This is a genomic window from Virgibacillus sp. NKC19-3 (assembly GCF_019837165.1).
Lineage (GTDB): Bacteria > Bacillota > Bacilli > Bacillales > Amphibacillaceae > Virgibacillus_L > Virgibacillus_L saliphilus.
Map to the genome: position 1 here is coordinate 1,420,234 of NZ_JAGYHC010000001.1, position 22,934 is coordinate 1,443,167.

The window sequence follows — 22,934 nt, forward strand, 5'->3', positions numbered from 1 at the left end:
TTTAGGAAGGATGAGTTTTTTGAATTCAAAACATGTTGTTGTACTGGATATTATTAGCTTAACGCCTCAGTTGCTGGAAGACCCTGAATTAACCCCTAATATACAGAAATTGCTGCATAAGGGGCAACATGCTAAGGTGAAACCTGTGTTTCCCGCGGTAACAGGTTCGATGCAGGCGACGTATATCACAGGGGAAGACCCCTCTGAACACGGCATTATTGCCAACGGGATTCCCGATCTTGATTATAAGGAAATTACAATGTGGAATCAAACGATGATACCAATGCAAGGGAAAAAAATATGGGAAAAGCTGAAAGAGCAAGATCCGGAGGCAACCACTTCTATCTTGTTTTGGCAGTTTAGCAAGCTATCTACGGCTGATTATGTGGTGACTCCAGCACCCATACATCTTGAGGATCATACGATTTTATGGTGTGATTCCAAACCACGGGATTTATACGGTAAGTTAAGAGAGAAATTGGGCGAATTTGAATTGTCGTCTTTCTGGGGGCCACTTGCATCTGTGAAATCCAGTGAATGGATTGCCAAAGCAGCTGTCGATGTGTTGGAAGAATACAAACCAAGGTTGTCCCTTGTTTATTTACCGAATATGGACTATCATTCCCAGCGATATGGCCCGGATAGTGAACAGGCACGCCAAGCTGTACGTGAATTAGATAGGGTAGTCGGAGAATTCGTGGAAGACCTTGAGGAGCGAAATCTAATCTACGACACAGAACTGGTTATTTTATCCGAATATGCGTTTCGACCTGTACATCGTCCCATTCATATTAACCAAATCTTAAATGAAAATGGTTATGTGGCTGTAAAAGAGGTACAAGATATGGATTTCATTGATCTGGAAATGTGCTGTGCTTTTGCGATGTCAGATCATCAGTTAGCGCATGTCTATATCTCCCATGAAGAAGATATACCTTCTGTTAAAGCATTATTAGAGGAAACGCCGGGTGTTGCGGAAGTATGGGGAGAAGAGGAAAAAAAAGCACATCATATCGACCATGAACGCGCTGGAGAGTTAATCGCAATTGCGGAACCGGATAGTTGGTTTGTGTATTACTGGTGGTTAAACAATAAACGAGCACCGGAATATGCTTATACGGTAGATATTCACCGAAAGCCCGGTTATGATCCTGTTGAATTATTTGTTAATCCAGAAACCAAAACGATTCCGCTAGATACGGATAAAATCGGTGGGTCACATGGATTGCCACCTCGTAGTGAGAAGGATTTGGTTTCATTAATCGTTACGAACAAAGATATTGACTTACCATCACAGCTGGAAGCTAAGGAGGTTCATGATCTTTTACTAAGACTATCCCTACAAGCGTCGGGTAAATCAATGCAGTCATGATTTTAGTGAGGAAGGAGAAGTGGCGTCATGGAAAAGACAGGCGTTCTTATTGTTGGAGCTTTGGGTACGATTTCCGTAAGTGTAATAACAGGTATAACTGCAATCAATCGGGGTTTACTCCCGGAAAGAGGGATGATAGCAAATGAAGCTGATTTTGATCCTTTGAATATGGTTCCGATGGATCGTTTGGTATTTGGAGGCTGGGATATTCGGGAAGACACGCTCATAGAAGCAGCCCGTAAGCAAGAGGTTGTCCCGCCCTCTATCCTGGAGGAGATTAGCGAGGAGTTAGAAAATATCCCTGTTTGGCCCGGGGCTTTATCCAACGTAGATGATCACATTCAAGATGTATATGCGTTGCAGGATTCGCCCGCTTCACTACTTGAAGAAGTTCGAAATATTTCAGAAAGTATCGACCAATTTAAACAAGAACACAACGTTCATAGAGTGGTAGTCGTCAATGCAACGGCAACAGAGAAATATGTAGAACCCTTATCATTGTATGACTGCTTAGACAATTTTGAAGATGGACTGGAGTCTGATTCGAAGGACATTCGTTCCGGTATGTTATACGCATATGCGGCATTGAAAAATGGGTGTGCCTATGTAAATTTTACCCCTAGCATAACAGCTGAAATTCCTGCATTACAGGAGCTAGCCGAGAAGGAACAGGTGCCCATAGCCGGAAAAGATGGCAGAACGGGTCAAACATTATACAAACACGTGTTAGGTAAAATGTTTAAAGCGAGAGGGTTAAAAATAAAAGGCTGGTATAGTACCAATATCCTTGGTAATGCGGATGGGAAGGTACTAAATGACCCTGAACATTCCGCTACGAAAATTGCTTCGAAGGAAAATGGGCTTGAACATATTCTTGGTTATCATGATTTTGACCATCTGGTTCGCATTGATTACTTTCCCATCCGCGGTGATCACAAAGAGGCTTGGGATACGATTGAATTTGAAGGTTGGTTGGGAGAACAAATGAGTATGAAAGTAAATTGGCTAGGTTCAGATGCGACATTGGCCGCCCCACTCATTATTGATTTGGTACGCTTTATGGATCATGCCTTACGATTGAACCTTTCAGGCTTCCAGAAGCACTTAGCCTTGTTCTTTAAATCACCATATCAAGATGAAGAATATGCCATGGATGAACAATATCAACGGTTGTTGCAGTTTACAAATACCGTCAACACCATTAGATAGAATTTGTGATTACAAGATATGGGAACCTCCGAAACATAACCAGTTTGTCCCTTCCTTTATTCCTGTTACGGCAAGGAAGTTAAGGGATCAAAAGATAAGGTTTGATCCTTATGGATTGAACCTTGTTATTGGTTCATTTTTAACGATTACTGATATATCACGCGTGTCACCCTTGTAGTCTAGAAAATTATAAATTTTTGAGTCTGTGAATAATTCAGTGGCCAAATAAGCTACATTCGGCTCCAGCGCCCAGCAACTAGCAGTTTTTTTGATGGGACGAGCATGAGCGCAGTCCCAAACTTCACACTTATTCACAAGTCAACATTGGTTCGCTTGACAAAGGAAGGTCGACTAAGAACGGCCTTGCCGGCTAACGTCGGCATACCCCTAATGCAGGGGCATGTTTCCTTATCTCACCTGAGGAATGCTCAGCTTGTACGTTGCTAACCGGACGCTTGCGCCTTTGTTCTTATATTTTCAAAGATATTTTCGGATGTGAGGGAGTGAATGGATGGATAGGAAATGGTATCGCAAACATTTATCAAAATTTTTGGTTAGTTTAATTACGCTGGGTTTTGGGGTGGTACTTATCGGATGGGTTATAAGTCAACAAGGAGAGTCCCTCCAATACCCGGATCATGAATTAACAGGATCTGTACAAGAAGTGGAAGAAGCGTTTATGCAACTAACGGAAGATACGGATGGGTCTTTTATTTATATGTTTGAACCCGGGTGTGAGCAATGTCATAGCATGAGCGAGGTTTTCCTTCCGTTAGCCCAACAAATGGATGTGTCTATTAAAGCCTTGAATGTTGATAAATATCCAATAGGAAAAGAAGTTGCTGATGTACATGAATTTCCTTATATTACGTATTTCAATGATGGATGGGAAATCGCGTATATGGAAGGAGAGAATCCTGAAGAATACTATATGGAATTTTTTGATCATTTTCGATTCGGCGGAGGGCATGATCATCATTAGAGAAGCCGAGATCTAAAAATCCATTAACAAAAAAAGGAATATCCTAAACCACTATTGCAGTAAATTATGAATTTTCTTATTGACAGATAATTCTTTATACATTATGATAGATGTAATCGATTACAAGATTGATGCTGCCAATGAGGAGTAGAGGAATAAAATGGTGAACATCCAACAAGTTGCAAAAGAAGCGGGTGTATCTGTAGCTACAGTCTCACGCGTGTTACATGAACCAAATGTGGTTACGGTGAAAACAAAACTGAAAGTAGAAGAAGCGATTCAAAAATTGAATTATAATCCGAGTATGCTCGGCAGGAATTTAAGAAAATCCGAAAGTCGATTGCTTTTGATCCTTATCCCTGATATTTCGAATCCGTTTTACTTCGATATCATTAAAGGGATTGAAAGTGTTTTTATTCGCAACCATTATAATATTCTGTTATGTGAAACGAACTCGAACCCGGAGCGGGAAAATATATATTTTGATCTTATTAGGGCGAAAATGGCTGATGGGATTATTTCGATGGATCCTGCTGTCAACATGGAAGCGCTTATGGACCTGGCTGAAAATTACCCGGTTATACAATGCAGTGAATACACCGATGAAGGTGACATTCCGTATGTGACTATTGATAATGAAGCAGCATCTCATAGGGCCGTCAAGCATTTAATTAAGATTGGAAACGAGAAAGTAGCATTAATAAATTCAAATAAGAAGTATCTTTATACTCGCCAACGGAAAAAAGGATATCAAAGGGCTTTAGAAGAGCAGGGGATTTCTGTCAGAAGTGAGTACATCTATCATACGGACGATTTAGGGTTTGACTATGGACAGCAAACGATGAAAAGGATTTTAAAGTTAACCGATCCGCCAACGGCTATATTTACTGTATCTGATTTATTAGCGATTGGGGCATTAAAAGAAATTCATGCACAAGGTTTACATGTGCCGGATGATATCGCTGTGATAGGTTTTGATAAAATTGATTTCTCCAATATGACAAATCCTGCGCTTACAACCATTGCCCAACCAATGTATAAAATGGGCACAATTGCCGCAGATATGTTGATCCAAAAAATCAAAGGAGAACATGTTGAAAGTATTATTCTGGATCATGAGTTAGTGATACGAGAATCAACATAAGATAGAAAACGACATAGGCTAGCATTTTATGATAACCCTGAATGTTGTAATAGATTGCCAGGCTGAGTCGTAGACTATAAAAATGGAAATAGGAAGCATATTAAAAAGAGGAGGGTAACATGTATGAAGTACGTATGGTTTGTAGGTATGGTTTTGGGCGCACTCATGATTTTATCTGCGTGTGGAGGTAGTGAAGAAAGCAGTGGAGATGGAGGGGAAGGCGCTAGTCTTACCATTGGGATCTCTTTACCATCTGCTACACATGGTTGGATGGGCGCACTCATTGATCATGCAGAGACGGAGGCGAATGAGATTTCGGAAAGTGAGGGTATTGATTATGTGATGACGAACGCCGAGAACCCGAATGAGCAAGCGAACGATGTTGATGATTTAATAGCTCAGGATGTGGATGCGATGGTGATTCTTCCCATCGAGTCTGCGGCTTTAACACCATCTGGTCAAAATGTTGCAGATGCTGACATACCGCTTGTTGTTGTTGACCGCGAATTAGAAAACGATGCGGCGGATGTTGTTGTTACAGGGGATAATGAAGGAATTGGCCGCAATGCTGGTAACTATCTCGTTAATCAATTAGACGGTGAGGGAAAGATTGTAGAAATCACAGGTCCTCCCAATTCGGTAACGGAGCAGCGTGGTGCCGGCTTTCAAGAAGCGATTGAAGGAGAGGATGGTATTGACGTAGTCGCTTCCCAAGATGGAGATTTCTCCACAGAGACGTCATTGGGTGTCATGCAAAACATTTTACAAGCACAGGAAGAAATTGATGCTGTCTATACCCAAGACGATGGCATGGCATTAGGAGTATTGCAAGCCATCGAAGAGGCAGGGCGAGAGGATATTCAATTTATTACTGGTGCAGGTGGAGGCACCGAAGTTTATGAACATATTCAGGATGATGATAGCTTGATAACAGCTACCTTCTTGTATCCTCCTACCATGAGTGTAGAAGGGATTCGGATTGCTGCAGATCTAGCCCAAGGAGAAGAACAAGCGGAAGAAGAAGTTCTTCTGGATGCAACTGAAGTGACGAATGACAATGTGGATGAACATTACGATCCAGATTCTTTATTCTAAAGGAGCATTCGTCAACGGTAAGTGAATACAATGAACAAAGGCGTAAGCGCCCGGTTCAACGTACAAATAGAGCACTTAGCAATGAGATGAAGGAAACATGCCCCTGCATCAGGGGTATGCCGACGTTGGCCGGCAAGGCCGTTCTTAGTCGGCCTTCCTTTGTCAAGCGAACCAATGTTGACTTGTGAATAAGTGTGAAGTTTGGGACTGCGCTCATGCTCGTCCCATCAAAAAACTGCTAGTTGCTGGGCGCTAGAGCCGGAGTGGCTATCGCCTAGAGTGCTATTAATAACGCCAAAATTTAATAGATTCTTATCTTCCATTGAAAAAGGGGTGTATGCCCTTTTTGACGAATCGAAAGGGTGAATGAAATGTCGACTATTTTGTCTATGGAGCATATCCATAAATCCTTCCATGATGTACCAGTGCTAAATGATGTCTCCCTCGAAGTGGAACAGGGAGAAATTCATGCATTGTTAGGAGAGAACGGGGCAGGTAAATCCACGTTGATGAATATCTTGGGTGGTGTTCACCAACCTGAGGAAGGATCCATTGTTTTTAATGGGGAGACGGTTGAAATGGCAAATCCAAGAGTTTCCCAATCCCATGGGATCAGTTTTATTCATCAGGAACTCAATGTTATTCCCGACCTGCGTGTATATGAAAATATGTTTTTAGGTACGGAACTTAGAAATAAGTTTGGATTTGTAAGAGTTGAAGAGATGTGTGATGAAACAAGTAAAATCTTAAGTGAATTAGGTTTTGATGTTGATCCAAAGACCTATGTACGTCATTTGGATGCTTCCTATAAACAGATGATTGAGATCGCAAGGGCCCTTTTACATAAGTCCAAGCTGATTATTATGGACGAACCGACCACCTCATTAGCTGAGCATGAGATTCATCGGTTATTTGCCGTAATGAAAAACCTGAAACATGCAGGTGTATCCTTCATTTATATCTCCCATAAGTTAAAGGAGATTCAGGAAGTGTGTGACCGCTATACGGTGTTACGTGATGGAAAAGTAGTAGGGTCCAATAGTTTGGAACATGAAAATCTTGATGAAATCACGAAGCTGATGGTGGGGAAATCGGTTTCTGAAGATCGTCTAACAGATTTTCATCCATTTGGACAAGTAGCATTAGAAGTTAAAAACCTAACAAGCCAAGGCCTTTTTAAGGATATCAATTTCACTGTAAGGAAAGGGGAAATTGCTGGATTTACCGGTTTAGCCGGCGACGGACGAACAGAACTGTTTGAAAGTTTGTTTGGTTATCGACAAAAATACAAAGGCAAAATTAACATTCATGAACGGGTCGTACACATTAAACATCCCAAACAGGCATTAGAAGCAGGCATCGGACTTGTTCCTAAAAATCGGAAGGAAAATGCGATCATTAAAGATCTTAACGTTATTCAAAATATGAGTCTATCATCGATCAAGCACTTTGAAAAAGCAGGATTTATTCAACGTAACATTGAAAGAAGGAAGTTCGATTTTTACCAGAAAAAACTCAATATAAAATTACACAATCCAAATATAGCCATTGACAAATTAAGCGGTGGCAACCAACAAAAAGTGGTGATTGCCAAATGGCTTGAAGTCAATACCGATATTATTATTTTTGATAATCCAACACAAGGTATTGATGTCGGGGCGAAACGTGAAATTTTGCAGCATATTGTTTCATTGGCTAAACAAGGGAAAGCTGTGATTATTCTATCATCGGAAGCACCAGAAATACGAAAGGTATCCCATCGCATTTATGTTATGTACAAAGGGGAAATAACCGCCCGATTTCAAGGAGAAGAAACTACGGATAATGTGATTATGAGTTATGCAACCGGATCCAAAGGGGGGATGATTTACCGCAAGATACATTGTCGGAACCCCTACACCATTGAAGGAGATACTACACCACACCCATTGTCTAGCCGGATTATACAATGGGTTCAATAAATAGGTAGAATGTATCCGGCGGAAAGATGTTTTTCAGCAGATCCAAGATCACGCACAAATAGTGAGATTTTAAAGACGTTACCAAGTAGATCTAACCATACTACACAGGGGGGTAAAATGGCAAATCCAGAAATAGAACCCACGAAAAAGTATTCAAATTGGAATAGTCGCATTTCATGGATTTGGACAGAATACAGTGTTGTTATTGCATTTTTGATTCTCTTTATTCTTTCATCTATTATGAGTCCACGGTTTTTAGAGCTTAGTAATTTGATGAATATCTTAATGCAAGTCTCCATTATTGGGGTTGTAGCTTTAGGGATGACGATGGTGATGCTATCAGGAGGCATTGACTTGTCCGTCGGATCTGTGCTGGCCTTGGTGGGTGTTTTTACAGTAATCACTTTAAATGCTTCAGGGAACGTGTTTATTGCGATTTTAACAGCTTTAGCCGTTGGGGCGTTTGTCGGTTTTCTTAATGGATTTATGGTCGCAAAATTAAAGATTGCTTCATTTATTGCCACATTGGGGATGATGGCTGCTGCCCGCTCGATTGCATTATATACATCAGATGGTGGCAGCATTTCCGGTGAAGTAGGCGGATTTAGTTCCATTTCAAACAGTAGTATAGCGGGGATTAAATCTCCCATTATTATTTTCGCAGTCATGGCGGTAATCGTTTTTGTCTTATTGCAGCAAACGCGTTTTGGTCGTTATGTGTATGCCATTGGCAGTAATGAAAAAGGTGCACTTTTATCAGGAATTCGGGTGGATCGCATAAAGATGACCGTGTACACCCTTGCAGGAATGCTCGTAAGTGTTGCGGCGATTATTGAAACATCGCGTCTGAATTCGATTTCCTCTTCAAGCTCCGGGATGCTTTATGAATTGGATGCCATTGCTGCCGTCATCATTGGTGGTACGCGGATGACGGGGGGCCGCGGGAAAGTGGTCGGTACGATTTTTGGTGTGCTAATACTGGGTATTTTAAATAACATGATGAATTTAATCAATGTATCTCCATACCTTCAGGGATTTGTAACAGGGTTAGTTATTATTATTGCTGTTGTATTTCAAAAGCGAGAATAAGGATGTAATCGAAATAAATAGAACAAAATAAATACTATTTTTAATGATATGAGGAATATATGGATGAATAGTAAAAAGCGAGGTGTTTTTTTGAGTTATTTACGAGTAGGACTTATCGGGTACAAATTCATGGGAAAAGCCCATACGCAAGCATATAAAAATACAAATTTTTATTTCAACCCGAAAGAACCTTTTCAATTAAGAGCAATCTGTGGTAGAAACGAAGAAAATGTAAAATTTGCTGCACATACGTATGGTTGGGAGTCATATGAAACGGATTGGGAAGCAGTGATCGAACGTGATGATATTGATATTATTGATATCGGTACGCCTAGTGACACCCATAAGGATATTGCTATTTCCGCAGCCAATGCGGGGAAACATGTTTTAACAGAAAAACCGATGGCACTAAATGTACGTGATGCAAAAAAAATGTTGAAATCAGTTACAGACGCTGGTGTTCAACATATGGTCAGTTTCACCTATCGCCGTGTACCCGCTATTCGTTTGGCAAAACGTATTATTGCTGAGGGAAGAATAGGCAAGGTTTACCATGTACGTGCAAACTATTTACAAGATTGGCTTGCTGATCCCCAAGCCCCGTTTGCTTGGCGATTGGATAAAAATGTAGCCGGTTCCGGGGCGCATGGAGATTTAAATGCCCATATTATCGATCTTACCCGCTATCTTGTTAGTGAATTTGATGAAGTGGTTGGAATGTCGGAAACATTTATAAAAAAACGTTCTATCGAAGCCGGTAGCACGAACGAAGAGAAAACGAATGATAGCGCATCTAGGGATGTGACGGTAGATGATGCTACGCTTTTCCTTGCCCGGTTAGATAATGGTGCATTAGGTAGTTTCGAGGCAACGCGTTATGCTACTGGTCGTAAGAATAATGAATATATAGAGATTAACGGTTCGTTGGGATCAATTGTCTTCAATTTTGAGAGAATGAATGAATTGCAATTTTTGTCAAAAGAAGATGAACCTCATCTGCAAGGATATAGAAACATTCTTGTGACAGAACCAGAATATCATGAATACATGGATGCTTGGTGGCCACCTGGTCATTTAATTGGATATGAACATGCTTTTACACACCAAGCCAGTGATCTTGCGCAGGCCATCACGCAACAACAACCTATTTATCCAAATTTTGAGGATGGCTTACGTTGCCAGCAAGTTTTAGAAGCGGTAGATAATTCTATTAAATCACGGACATGGGAAAAGGTAGAGAAAACCAATTATCTAAATTTGTAATTGAAATGGAGGAATAAACGATGAACTTAGGTGTGTTTGCTGTTTTATTTGCTGATCGACCTATTGACAAGGCACTTGACCACATTTTAGAAAATGGTATTAGTCATGTAGAAATTGGCTGTGGAGGATACCCTGGTAATGATCACTGTAAACCCAAAAAGTTATTAGAGGACCCCGACCAAGCGAAAAAAATTAAAAATATGATCCGAGAACGCTCTATGCATATTGATGCATTAAGTGTCCATGGAAACGCCTTACATCCTAACAAAGACATTGGTCAATCTCATCATCAAGATCTACTTAATACGATTAAGGCTGCCAATGAGCTGGAAGTGGATACGGTTGTAACATTCGCAGGTTGCCCTGGTGATTCAGATAATGCTCATTATCCAAACTGGGTAACATCCACATGGCCACCTGATTATCGCGACCTTTTAGAGTGGCAATGGACAGAAAAAGTCATCCCCTATTGGCAACAAATTGCTGAACAAGCTCAAAAATATGGGGTGAAAATTGCTATTGAGCCTCATCCAGGATTTGTGGTGTATAACACTGAAAACATGTCACGTCTCAGAGAGAGCGTTGGTGAAACGATTGGGCTAAATTTTGACCCAAGCCATCTGTTTTGGCAACAATCAGATCCTATTGATATGATTAAAAAGTTTGGAAAAGAGCAAGCAATTTATCATGTACATGCTAAGGATATCTATTTAGATTATCAGAATATCAGTGTTAACGGTGTTCTAGATACAAAACCCTTTAGTGAAATTCTTGATCGTTCTTGGTATTTTCGAACGATCGGTTATGGACATGGAGAAGAGGAATGGAAAAAGATCATAAGTGCACTGCAAGCTGTGGATTATGACGGAGTTATTAGCATTGAACATGAAGACGCACTTATGTTACCCGATGAAGGCTTTCGAAAGGCAGTGAACTTCTTGAAAAATACTTTGATCCGTGAGAAGAATACAGCAGCTATTTGGTGGGATTAATCCGGTTGATGAACATCGTAGATAATGAAGAAAGAGAGGCTGGGACAACACCAGTAAAATCAAGCGTGGTATCCCGTTGTTGATGGGGGTACCACGCTTTTTTAGTGAATAATAAGAGCAGACCTAATGAATTGGTATGTTTTTACGGCATTCTCTTCTCATGAAATGAATGTAAAGGGAGAAGAAAAATTTCGTACATGGCTTTGTCGATGTGATGTGTGAATTTTAATAGAATATTTCTCATCGGTGGGGATCAGCATCAAGCCCCCTATACTTGACTCGGGATAAAAAGAATACTTTCTTTTCCTGAATTTTTGAACATAATATTCCGAATAGATTTATTATAATGAATTGAAATAAAATGGGGAAGCGGTCTCCTATCTCGTGAAGGAGGTGATTTATGGAGTTCGAGTAGAAGGGTTTTTATCATAATTAAACAAACATCATGACTATACACCAAGCGATGAAATGAGAACGGGAGGTGTGAGGAAAAATGTCCATTAGAGATGGCTAATAGTAATGACGATATGGTTGTAGGGTCTTTTTCGATCCACCGTTTGAATGATCTATTTGTAATGCTGATAAAAAGAATGACACAAGTAGCATATACAAAGTGTTGCATAGATGCGAAGACTGGTTTCGTGAGGTTGCGTTCTCGACTAGAGCAAATGGTTGAGCGAGTAAAGAAATGAAAAAGGTATTATGACGATTTTATACAGTAATTCCACGATAAACCAAATAACGGTACGGGGAGGTGTTAACAACTTTATTCCTACGGCTGCTTCTCTTTTTGCTTATAATGATCCAACTATTTTAAAGGCTATGTATTTCTCACATCTGATCGAGTAGCCTTTTCCGGTTGTCATAGATTTTATGTGGACATTATTATATCTGGATTTGTGTCATTTCATTGTATTTAGCGAAGGTCCATTAATTTTAATAAAGGATGAGATAGGATGAAAAATGTTCTAAAGAAAATGAGTTCTATTTTTGCAGCTGGTCTGGTTACAATATCACTGAGTCAATTTGTGGCATCAGCAGACACATTGGATGACGATCTTCCGCCCCAAGAGTCGGGTGTCACCCTTCAAGTGTATGACATGGCGCGCGATCTGTCTCAACTTTGTACGCTGAGGCCGGGTCAGACGCCGAACGTCGACCGGTTGGTTCCCACCATCGACTTCTCGACTGAAGATGACTTTGGCCTAAGCGATCGGTTCATCGCGCATGCCTTGGCCAACCTAACTGTTCCAGAAGAAGGCAACTACGAGTTTCGACTCACGAGTGATGATGGATCTCGTCTGGCAATCGACGAATCAACGATAATTGATCATGATGGCCTGCACGAAGCCACCCCGAAGACGGGGAAAGTTGATTTGACGGAAGGTGTGCATGATCTGAAAGTCGAGTATTTCGACAACACTAATGACAATATCCTGCTTCTCGAGTGGCGTCCACCGGGTTCCGATGACTTCACCGTCGTCCCCACCGAGGTTTTGAGCACCGAGGCGGATGTGGTTCGTGTGACCGCACCGGGCACGAAGTACTGTGAGGAACAAGACGACGAAGCGGGTGACGGGATGCCCCTAGACTCAGTGTATCCGGGATACACGCTCACCGACCTGCGGCCAGATGGGTTTGAGCCGATGGTGTCGGGGATGGACTGGACGGATGATGGTGACTTAGTGGTAGTAACGTCTGGATCGGTTAGTCCAGGTGGCTGGGTAGATCCTTTCGAGTACGGCGAGGTGTTCGTACTGGAGGGGGTCACCAATGCGACAGGCCCCGATGATGTTACGGTCAACCGTGTGGCCACGGAACTATTTAACCCAATGGGTGTCGCGGTAATTGATGATTCGATCTACGTCTCGGAGCGTGATAAGCTGACTAAGCTCACGGACCCGGACGAGGACGGATCCTATGACACTCACGAGGAGGTCGCCACCTGGCCATTCGGCGAGAACTTTCACGAGTTCGCTTTTGGGTTGGAGTATGACAGCAACTACTTTTATGTGAACCTATCGGTAGCAATCAACAACGGAGGCGCTACCACCGACCCGCAACCTGCGGAGAACCGGGGAACTACGATCAAGATCGATCGGGATACAGGTGAAGTTTCATATGTTGCAGGCGGTCTACGCACACCGAATGGAATAACACAATTACCAGGCGGAGAACTGTTCGCCATGGACAATCAGGGTTCCTGGTTGCCTGCATCTAAGCTGGTGCACGTGAAGCAAGATCGGTTCTTCAACCACTTCACCAACCCAGCGGGGCCATTCGACGACCAGCCAGTCACTGACCCGGCCCTGTGGATACCGCAGAACGAGATAGGCAATTCCCCTTCAACCCCAGTGTTGTTGGAGGAGGGCCCATATGCTGGGCAGCTGATTTTTGGCGATGTGACGTATGGCGGCCTGCAACGCGGATTTCTTGAGGAAGTGGAAGAGGAGTATCAGGGTGCAGTTTTCCGACATTCAGCAGGACTAGAGGCAGGTGTGAACCGCACAACAGTAGGACCAGATGGGGCGCTATACGTTGGCGGGATTGGTGAGGCTGGCAACTGGGCGGAGCCAGACAAGCTACGGTATGGCCTGCAAAAACTGACCCCGAACAGTAAGGACGTGTTCGACATGGTTGAGATGCGGGCTACAAAGGACGGGTTCGAGATCACCTACACCCAGCCTCTCTCAGAGGAGACAGTCAATAAGATCACTGAGGAACCGAACGAAGCATTCGCCATGGATCACTGGAAGTACGTGCCACGTCCGACGTATGGGGGTCCGAAGGTGGATGAACGCACCCTGTTTGTCTCAGACGCCGAGGTCTCCGATGATGCCACCAGTGTCACTTTGGACGTTGATGGTCTGGAGGAAGGTCGCGTGGTACATCTTCGAAGCCCACGTTCTTTCACTGACACCGAGGGACAAGAGTTGTGGAACACCGAGGCCTGGTACACGCTCAATGCAATTCCGGGATACGAGTCTCTAGCTGATCAAGGATTCTACGAGGCTGAGGATGCAACACTAAGTGGCAGTGCAAATGTCAACTCGGAACACAATGGTTACTCGGGTTCGGGTTTTGTGGATGGATTCGGATCGGTAGGGGCGTCGGTGACGTTCGCGGTGAATGTGGACCAATCCGGGACACATCCGGTGCATCTGCGGTACGCGAACGGTCCTGACCCCTTCGATGGTACCAAGGCGGTCTCCGTGTCGGTCAATGGTACCGAACTGGAGCCATGGTCTCTAGCATCGACGGGTGACTGGCAGACCTGGGAGACGGTGATGAGAGAAATGGAGCTGGAGGAAGGGACGAACACGATCACACTAAGCTACGATGAGGAAGACGACGGGAATATCAACCTTGACGCACTGCAGGTTGGCGACAATCCGGACGCGTGCGATCACCAAGGGTATGAAGAGGGCTACACCGCCCTGTTTGATGGTACCCTTGAGTCATTTTCGGAGTGGCGGATGGCAGGGGACGGGTCATTTGGCCGTCAGTCTGACTGCACTCTGCGCACCACTGGTGGCATGGGTCTCCTGTGGCACCCAGGGCACGAGCTGGATAACTATAGCCTCAAGCTTGACTGGAAGCTTATCAAGGATGACAACGGTGGTGTGTTCGTCGGATTCCCTGACCCAGGTGATGATCCATGGGTCGCAGTGGATCAAGGATACGAGATCCAGATAGACGAATCCGACCTTCCCGACCGTACTACAGGCTCGATCTATACCTTCCAGGGTGCTGACCCGGAGGCTATGGAGCGAGCATTGGAACCATTCGGGTCCTGGAACTCCTATGAGATTCGGGTGCAGGGGCAAAACATTCAGGTTTACCTTAACGACGTGCTGGTTAACGACTTCACTAGCACAGAACCTGAGCGTGACCTTAGCCAGGGTTTTGTTGGCTTGCAGAACCACGGTGACGGAGAGACAGTTTTCTACCGCGATGTGAGGGTCAAGGAGCTACCTGATTTAGGACACGAATATGAAGATGCGAATGCATTAAATGACATCGTTAACCAATTCAAAGAATCTGGTGACATTACGAATGACGAAACGGCTCGTTTATTAAATACTCATTTGATATCTGTAAGTCAATATGAAGAAACTGATCAAGCTGATAAAGTGGTTAAACACTTCAATGGTTTCCTTAACTTGATCGAATACCAAAACGAAGAAGGAACAATAACTGATCAAGCCTATCAAGAATTAGTAGCAGGAACTGAATATTTAATAGAAAGGTGGGAATTATGAGTTAGGTATTACCCTTCTGTGGTAGGTGAAAATCTGGCGCAGGAGGAGAACATATCGTATCCTTTTATGAACTAAAATATAATCTAATAGAGAAGGTGTAACCTTGAGACAGGGTACCCTTCTCTATTTCCTTCGAAGATCAGGCTGAATATTATCTTGAATATATAGTTATGAAAAGCATAGACTCTTCGTGATTCGGAATTTAGTAAATATTTTGAAATATTCAATTCATCAAATACGAATTTTAATGCTTTTGGCTGTTTATTGTTTTTATCATTATTCGTATATAGTTGTACTTTGTTTTTGCGCGATTAAAATTTAAATTATGAAACAGTTAAGATTTAATTTAAATAAATTATATATGGGATAAGATGAATCAATATAACGTCTTGGTTCTGATTTCAGGAGTTGGGGGTTATCCGGTATTAATATTAAGAGGAATACGTTAGTAGCTTTTATACTAAAGGGGTACTTGCTGCAATAGCTGGGATTATCCTAACCAGTAGACTCAATGCAGGGACGGTTAGTGCAGGTGAAATGTATGAGTTAGACGCAATTGCTGCCTGTGTTATTGGAGGAACAAGCTTAATGGGTGGTAGAGGTAATATTATAGGTGCGATTATAGGTGCTTTATTAATGGCTAGTATTGATAATGGAATGAGTATGTTAAACATTGAAACGTTTTGGCAATCTATCGTTAAAGGGTTAATTTTAATAATAGCTGTATGGATAGATGTTTCAAGTAGAAAGCAAACTTTAGCTTCTACTACTTAATTAAAAAGTAATATATTTAGGAGAGGAGATATAATTCATGACTTATTTCAACAATATTAACAAAATCAAATACGAAGGTGCCAGTTCAACAAACCCATATGCATTCAAATTTTATAACCCGGAGGAAAAAGTCGATGGAAAAACGATGGAGGAATATCTCCGTTTCAGTGTAGCGTATTGGCATACATTTACAGAAGATTTATCGGATCCATTCGGTACTGGTACTGCGATTCGTCCATGGGATAAATATCAAGGAATGGATTTGGCAAAAGCTCGGGTAGAAGCTGCATTTGAGTTATTTGAAAAACTCGATGTTCCATTTTTCTGTTTCCATGACGTTGATATTGCACCAGAAGGAAGTAATTTAAAAGAAACGAACCAAAATTTAGATACGATTGTAAGTATGATGAAAGATTATATGAAAGACAGTAAAACGAAACTGCTTTGGAATACAGCAAATAATTTCACACATCCTCGCTTCGTTCACGGTGCAGCTTCTTCTAACAATGCGGATGTATTTGCATATGCTGCAGCAAAAGTGAAAAAAGGACTGGAAATTAACAAGGAACTTGGGGGAGAAAATTATGTGTTCTGGGGAGGCCGTGAAGGTTATGAAACCTTGTTAAATACTGACATGAAGTTAGAAATGGATAACTTAGGCCGTTTCTTCCATATGGCGGTAGATTATGCTAAGGAGATTGGCAATGATGTGCAATTTCTCATTGAACCTAAACCAAAAGAGCCGATGAAACATCTATATGACTTTGATGTAGCAACTGGTTTTGCTTTCTTACAAAATTACAAACTAAACGATCATTTTAAATTTAATATTGAAGCAAATCACGCAACCTTAGCTGGGCACACATTTGAACATGAATTAAACTATGCTCGTGTGAATAACATGCTTGGTTCTGTTGATGCTAACCAAGGTGACACACTACTAGGTTGGGATACAGATGAATTCCCAACAGACTTATATTCTACAACGTTAGCAATGTATGAAATCATTAAAAATGGTGGACTGGGCCGTGGAGGTCTGAATTTTGATGCAAAGGTCCGTCGCGGTTCCTTTGAGCAGTATGATTTATTTCACGCGCATATAGCTGGAATGGACAGCTTTGCAGTTGGGCTAAGAGTGGCTCAAAAATTAGTCGATGATAACGTACTAGATGACGTCGTTGATGGTCGCTATAAGAGTTACACCGAAGGAATTGGATTAGATATCGTGGAAGGGAAATCGGATTTTCATAAATTGGAGCAACATGCATTGGGATTAAATGAAATCACTAATCAATCCGGCCGTTTGGAAAAAATTAAAGCTACGATTAATCAGTACTTGTTAAGAGAGTACACAGGGGAATAAGTATTTACATGGGGGTATTGCTATGAAATACGTGATTGGTGTCGATTTAGGGACAAGTGCGGTTAAAATTTTGCTCGTTAATCAACACGGAGACGTGGTCTATGTTGTATCAAAATCCCTTTCATTAATTCAAGAAAAAACAGGATGCAGTGAACAGAATCCGCAGGACTGGGTGGATCAGACGATTTTGGGGCTGTCTGATCTCTTGAAAACCTTTAATGGCGATCCAATTGATATTGAAGGGATTAGTTTTTCCGGACAAATGCATGGTTTAGTCTTGCTGGATGAAAATAATGGTGCTTTGCGTAATGCCATTCTCTGGAATGATACACGCACAACGGCGCAATGTCAGGAAATCTATGATGCTGTTGGAAAAGAGCGTTTATTGGAAATAACGAATAACCCTGCATTAGAAGGCTTCACATTACCAAAATTATTATGGATAAGGGAGCATGAACCAAAGGTATACGCAAAAGCAGATAAATTCGTTTTACCTAAAGATTACTTACGCTACAAATTAACAGGCGAGTTACAAATGGAATATTCGGATGCAGCTGGTACGTTGTTATTCAATGTGACAGAGAAAAAATGGAGCAAAGAAATATGCGATGTTCTCGGAATTGATTTGGCTGTTTGTCCACCATTAGTAGAATCACATGCGGAAGTAGGGAATTTGACACCTGAAGTTGCTGAGAAAACAGGACTTACGAATACGACTCGTGTTTTTGCTGGTGGAGCGGATAATGCTTGTGGAGCGATTGGTTCTGGTATTTTAGAAGATGGGAAGACATTAGTTAGTACTGGAACTTCTGGTGTTGTTTTGTCCTATGAATCTAGTAATGAAAAGGAATTTCAAGGGAAAGTGCATTATTTTAATCATGGAGCTCCGGATGCATTTTACACGATGGGCGTAACGCTCGCAGCCGGTTATAGTCTTAGATGGTTTAAAGATGTTTTTGCGGATAATGAATCCTTTGAAGAGTTTGTAGCTGACGTGGACACCGTTCCTATCGGTTCGAATGGTTTATTATTTACGCCATATTTGACAGGAGAAAGAACTCCTCATGCGGATGCATCTATTCGTGCTAGTTTTATTGGGATCGATGGATCGCATGTTAGACGGGATTTTGTCCGGGCAGTGATGGAAGGAATTACGTTTTCATTGCATGAATCGATTAACATTTTCAGGAAAAATGGAAAGATTATTGATACAATTATTTCAACTGGTGGAGGCGCGAAAAGTGAAGACTGGCTACAGATACAGGCAGACATCTTTGATGCGAAAGTCGTAAAATTGTCCAGTGAGCAAGGTCCAGGAATGGGAGCGGCTATGTTAGCAGCCTATGGTTGTGGATGGTTTGATTCTCTGCAGGAGTGTGCGAATGAATTTCTGGCGGAAGATAAAGTATTTCGGCCAAATAGAGCTAATGTGGAACAGTATAAAAAATTATTCACTTTATATCAGGAAGTCTATAGGCAGACGAAAGAGTTGAATGAGAAATTGGTAGAATACCGAAAATAATGAAGCACCAGCTTTTTTAGCTGGTGTTTTATTTATGTTTTTTCAGTGGGAGATGAAACAAGAGAAGTACAACAAGGTAGGGAGAACAGACTTGGATATTAGTGATGATTCTTTTCTACGACAATCACATGTTAGGCAACCTTTTATAAAGAAAATAGCTACATTGGTTAAAAAAGATATAATATTAAATTGCAATGCGCTACTATTTAATTTTATGTCGTGGCCCATCAGGCGTTTACATACGAAAGTATAAAATGCCTGTTTACAATATCTCTGGAGAAAGAGCTGAATTATTCTATACTACTGGGGACGTAAAAATTGAGATAGAAAAGAAGTTGAGTATTCAATAGTCCCCATCCCATCTATTTGAATAGATGGGAGCTAAGTTTAGTGTTTAGAAGGACTATCAGTATACCCTGAATTGTGAAGTACGCTCCCTCACTTACACATTTCAGTTTACACTCCCTAATTTCATTTGTATTCAGTTATTCCAATGAAATGATTTCCAAATATCTTCTCTCTTTTTTCTCGTTTTCTTCGATAGATAAATTCCTAGTTTCACTAGTTGGCTTTTTAAATAGTATCTACTTCATCATACCATCTTGATCCTCCAATATTTCAAAAAAAGTTACACCTATTTTCTTCGTAGGAATAGATTACAAATAGTAGTAAGGAGAATGTGTAAGAAAAATAATAAAATTAAAATTTCCTTGTTGACGAAATTAAAAGAATAATTTATAATTCATAATACAGAATTAAGTTCCACACACAGAATAATGTATAGTAATGTGTATGCTTACTTGAGGAGGGGTAAAGGTGTCACACAATCGAATTTATCGCTCTGGAAAATCTCTTATTAACCAATTGGAAAAAACTCAGGCACCAGTAAATGGAATTGTTTTATGGCACTTAGGGCAATCAGGTGTTGTTTTAAAATCAGAACATGGTATGTGTTATTTTGATCCCTATTTATCTAACTACATAGAAGATAACAACCTTGTTGAGCCTGGTTTATTGGAGCGCAGTTATGATCCTCCAATCCAACCGGATGATATTAGTAACGCTGACATTGTTTTCATTACACATGATCACTTGGACCATCTTGATCCCGAAACTTTAGCAGGAATAGCAAAACACTCTCCACAGGTGAAATTCATCTGTCCTGCACCATCGATTTTAAAGTTAAAAGAAGTGGGCATTAAAGAAGAAAGTATTTATGCTGCTAAAGCTATAGAAAAGCTGGTTGTAAATGGGATAGAGGTGACACCTATACCAGCTAAACATGAAGATTATCTTATTGATAAGAATGGGGATCACTATTATCTTGGTTATATTCTTAATATAAATGGTGTAACATTTTACCATGCTGGGGATACAATTGTTTTTAATGAGCTTATTGAATATCTATACCCGTTTTCTATTGCGATTGCGTACTTACCAATTAACGGAAGAGATTGGCGACGATCTGAACAAGGAGTGTTAGGTAATATGGATTTTCGGGATGCTGTTGAATTGTCACAAGCTGTGGGGATCGATTTAATAGTGCCTGCGCATTATGATTTATTTGAATCTAATACGGAAAATCCGGCCTATTTTGTAGATTATATTTATCAAAACTATCCGGGGCAAAAATTTAAACTAATGGTCCCAGGTGAACGAATGGTTTATCTATCTGAAGTCTAGAAAGTAAAAGTATTTTAGAATAAAATGAAAGCGTTTTATTAATTTTTTACAAAATTTTAATAGGTATTTTACAGCTAATAAATATAAGTAGCGTATTATTCAAGTATGAAGGATGGCGAAATCAATGACCGCAAAATACAATGTTCCAGCTCTTGAAAAATCAATTGCTATATTGAATTTAATTGCTGAATCGCAAGGGGAATATACCATTACAGAAATCCATAAAAAATTGGCTATTTCTAAGACAACTGTATTCTCAATTATAAAAGTACTTGAAGAGCATGACATTGTAAAAAAGAATGAAAAAGGTGAATACAAGACAGGTGTTAAACTTTATGAATTAGGTATGTCCTATATTTCAGAAGTAGACATAGTGAAAATTGCAAGACCATACATTGAGAACTTAATGGAGGAAACGGGATATACGGTTCATTTGGGGGTGATCGATGAGGGGGAATTATTATATGTTGATAAAGTCGAGCCAAATTCGTTTATCCGATTTTCTACTTACCCGGGGTTGCGATCAGAATTTCATGTAACCAGCTTGGGTAAGGCAATTGCAGCTTATTTAACCGAACAAGAGCTTGACGACATAATTGCCAGGAAAGGCTTAGCAATACATACACCACATACCATAACAGACGTAGATGAATTCAAGGAGGCCTTAAAGGAGATTCGGAATGTTGGACATGCCATTGAAGATGAAGAAGGAGAAATAGGGGTGAGGTGTATTGGTGTTCCGGTATTTAATGAAAATAACGTTGTAGCATCTGTTAGTATTGTTGGTCATTCCTCAATGCTGAGTTTCCAAAATGCTCATGAGTTAATAGAGCGATTAAAACGGGTAGCCCAAAACATTTCAAAAGAGTTAGGATCTGTAAATTATTAATTATAGATGCACGAATTACTAAAATGGAGGCCTCAATTATGAACAAAAGTAACGCGCAGTTCTATCAGGAAGCAAATGTATACTCACCAGGTGGGGTTCATACTTCAATTCGGAATGTAGATCCACATCTTATTTTTACAAAAGCCGAAGGAGCATATATTGAAGATGTCGAAGGAAACAGATTTATTGATTATCAAGCAGCTTTTGGACCGTTTGTTTTAGGTCATAATTATCCAAAAGTAAATGAAAGAGTGATAGATGCGATTTCTCGTACTGATTTATTCGGTGTGGGAACAACAGATTTGGAAATCGAACTTTCGAAAAAAATTTGTCAACATGTTCCATCATCAGAACAGGTGTTGTTTTGTAACTCAGGTTCCGAGGCTACTTATCATGCTATTCGATTAGCGCGGGCGGTAACAGAGAAACCAAAGTTAATTAAATTTCAAGGATGTTATCATGGCTGGCATGATTATGTGGCACGTAATATGCTGAGTGACTGGGACAAAATTGGCAAGCGTGATCCGGGATCGGCTGGCATGTTAGAAGAAGCAATCGAGAATACACTTGTTTGTACTTTTAATAACCTAGAAAATGTTGAACAAACGTTAAAAGAAAATCAAGGTGAAGTAGCAGCAATTATGGTTGAGCCAATTCCGCATAACATTGGTTGCGTCTTGCCAGAGAGTGGGTTCTTAGAAGGATTAAGTAAACTTTGTTCTGAATATGGGGCACTACTCATTTTTGATGAGGTGATTACAGGATTTCGTCACGATATTGGTGGCTTTCAAAAGGTTAGCGGAGTATCGCCGGACCTTACAACATTAGGTAAAGCAATGGCAAATGGTTATCCCATTGCCGCAGTTGCTGGTAAGAAAGAATATATGTCTCGCTTTAATACTCAACCGGGTGGTGATGTATGGTTTGCTGGAACATATAATGGCCATGCAGTTGGAACTGCAGCTTCACTTGCTACGATTGAGGTGATGGAAAATGAACCAGTACATGATCATATTTTTAGACTTGGTGACAGAATGCGTTCCGGTATTAAGGAAATACACGACCGTCTAGATATTAACGCAATTGTGACAGGAATTGGTTCTGTATGGACATCGTACTTTATGGATTCATTACCGAAAAATTATGGAGATCTGCAAAATAATGATGGTGACCTTTATGTTGCCTATCGAAAAAAGCTAATTGAAAAAGGTATATACAAAATGCCAATGAACTTAAAACGCAATCATATAAGCTATAGCCATACAGAGAAAGAAGTTGATCAGACTTTAGAGGCTATAGATGATGTATTACGTGAATTAGTTAGGGAATAAAGA

General features: G+C 40.9%; 15 protein-coding genes and 1 pseudogene. All 16 read left to right on the forward strand.

Annotated elements, in window-relative coordinates; translation table 11 throughout:
- The first annotated feature begins 19 nt into the window (after positions 1-19).
- The 16 genes and pseudogenes from KFZ56_RS07030 (at position 20) to KFZ56_RS07105 (ending at position 22,931) form a co-directional block, all read left to right on the forward strand.
- On the forward strand, positions 20-1,372 hold the full coding sequence (locus KFZ56_RS07030; protein WP_255584899.1) for an alkaline phosphatase family protein: 1,353 nt from the start codon (positions 20-22) through the stop codon (positions 1,370-1,372).
- A 27-nt stretch (positions 1,373-1,399) separates the two neighbouring features.
- The gene (locus KFZ56_RS07035; protein ID WP_222641150.1) at positions 1,400-2,581 is read left to right on the forward strand and encodes an inositol-3-phosphate synthase; all 1,182 of its coding nucleotides are present in this window, start codon (positions 1,400-1,402) and stop codon (positions 2,579-2,581) included.
- Between the two features lie 511 nt (positions 2,582-3,092).
- Positions 3,093-3,563 (forward strand): thioredoxin domain-containing protein, encoded by a 471-nt coding sequence (locus tag KFZ56_RS07040; protein WP_222641152.1) that lies wholly within the window; start codon positions 3,093-3,095, stop codon positions 3,561-3,563.
- Positions 3,564-3,723: 160 nt separating this feature from the next.
- Positions 3,724-4,707, forward strand: coding sequence for a LacI family DNA-binding transcriptional regulator (locus tag KFZ56_RS07045; protein ID WP_222641154.1), 984 nt, complete (start codon positions 3,724-3,726; stop codon positions 4,705-4,707).
- A 123-nt stretch (positions 4,708-4,830) separates the two neighbouring features.
- Entirely contained in the window at positions 4,831-5,802 is a 972-nt protein-coding gene (locus tag KFZ56_RS07050; RefSeq protein ID WP_222641156.1) for a substrate-binding domain-containing protein, read from the forward strand.
- A gap of 371 nt (positions 5,803-6,173) precedes the next feature.
- Positions 6,174-7,763 carry a sugar ABC transporter ATP-binding protein gene (locus KFZ56_RS07055; RefSeq protein ID WP_222641158.1) on the forward strand — a complete coding sequence of 530 codons (1,590 nt, stop codon included), beginning with the start codon at positions 6,174-6,176 and terminating at the stop codon, positions 7,761-7,763.
- 117 nt (positions 7,764-7,880) lie between these two features.
- Positions 7,881-8,852 carry an ABC transporter permease gene (locus KFZ56_RS07060; protein WP_222641159.1) on the forward strand — a complete coding sequence of 324 codons (972 nt, stop codon included), beginning with the start codon at positions 7,881-7,883 and terminating at the stop codon, positions 8,850-8,852.
- 63 nt (positions 8,853-8,915) lie between these two features.
- Positions 8,916-10,115: a Gfo/Idh/MocA family protein gene (locus tag KFZ56_RS07065; protein ID WP_255584900.1), complete on the forward strand. Its 1,200-nt coding sequence runs from the start codon at positions 8,916-8,918 to the stop codon at positions 10,113-10,115.
- 20 nt (positions 10,116-10,135) lie between these two features.
- Positions 10,136-11,107 (forward strand): sugar phosphate isomerase/epimerase family protein, encoded by a 972-nt coding sequence (locus KFZ56_RS07070; protein WP_222641160.1) that lies wholly within the window; start codon positions 10,136-10,138, stop codon positions 11,105-11,107.
- Between the two features lie 956 nt (positions 11,108-12,063).
- Positions 12,064-15,369, forward strand: coding sequence for a 3-keto-alpha-glucoside-1,2-lyase-like domain-containing protein (locus KFZ56_RS07075; RefSeq protein WP_255584902.1), 3,306 nt, complete (start codon positions 12,064-12,066; stop codon positions 15,367-15,369).
- 388 nt (positions 15,370-15,757) lie between these two features.
- Positions 15,758-16,143 (forward strand): annotated as a pseudogene (locus KFZ56_RS07080) (ABC transporter permease subunit); the annotation flags it as partial.
- A gap of 37 nt (positions 16,144-16,180) precedes the next feature.
- Positions 16,181-17,506 (forward strand): xylose isomerase, encoded by a 1,326-nt coding sequence (gene xylA / locus KFZ56_RS07085; RefSeq protein WP_222641161.1) that lies wholly within the window; start codon positions 16,181-16,183, stop codon positions 17,504-17,506.
- Positions 17,507-17,528: 22 nt separating this feature from the next.
- Positions 17,529-19,028 (forward strand): xylulokinase, encoded by a 1,500-nt coding sequence (gene xylB, locus KFZ56_RS07090; protein ID WP_222641162.1) that lies wholly within the window; start codon positions 17,529-17,531, stop codon positions 19,026-19,028.
- 816 nt (positions 19,029-19,844) lie between these two features.
- A complete protein-coding gene (locus KFZ56_RS07095; protein WP_222641163.1) occupies positions 19,845-20,711 on the forward strand; it encodes an MBL fold metallo-hydrolase in 867 nt (288 codons plus the stop codon).
- A gap of 124 nt (positions 20,712-20,835) precedes the next feature.
- The gene (locus KFZ56_RS07100; RefSeq protein ID WP_222641164.1) at positions 20,836-21,600 is read left to right on the forward strand and encodes an IclR family transcriptional regulator; all 765 of its coding nucleotides are present in this window, start codon (positions 20,836-20,838) and stop codon (positions 21,598-21,600) included.
- A 38-nt stretch (positions 21,601-21,638) separates the two neighbouring features.
- A complete protein-coding gene (locus KFZ56_RS07105; protein WP_255584903.1) occupies positions 21,639-22,931 on the forward strand; it encodes an aspartate aminotransferase family protein in 1,293 nt (430 codons plus the stop codon).
- The last annotated feature ends 3 nt before the right edge of the window (positions 22,932-22,934 follow it).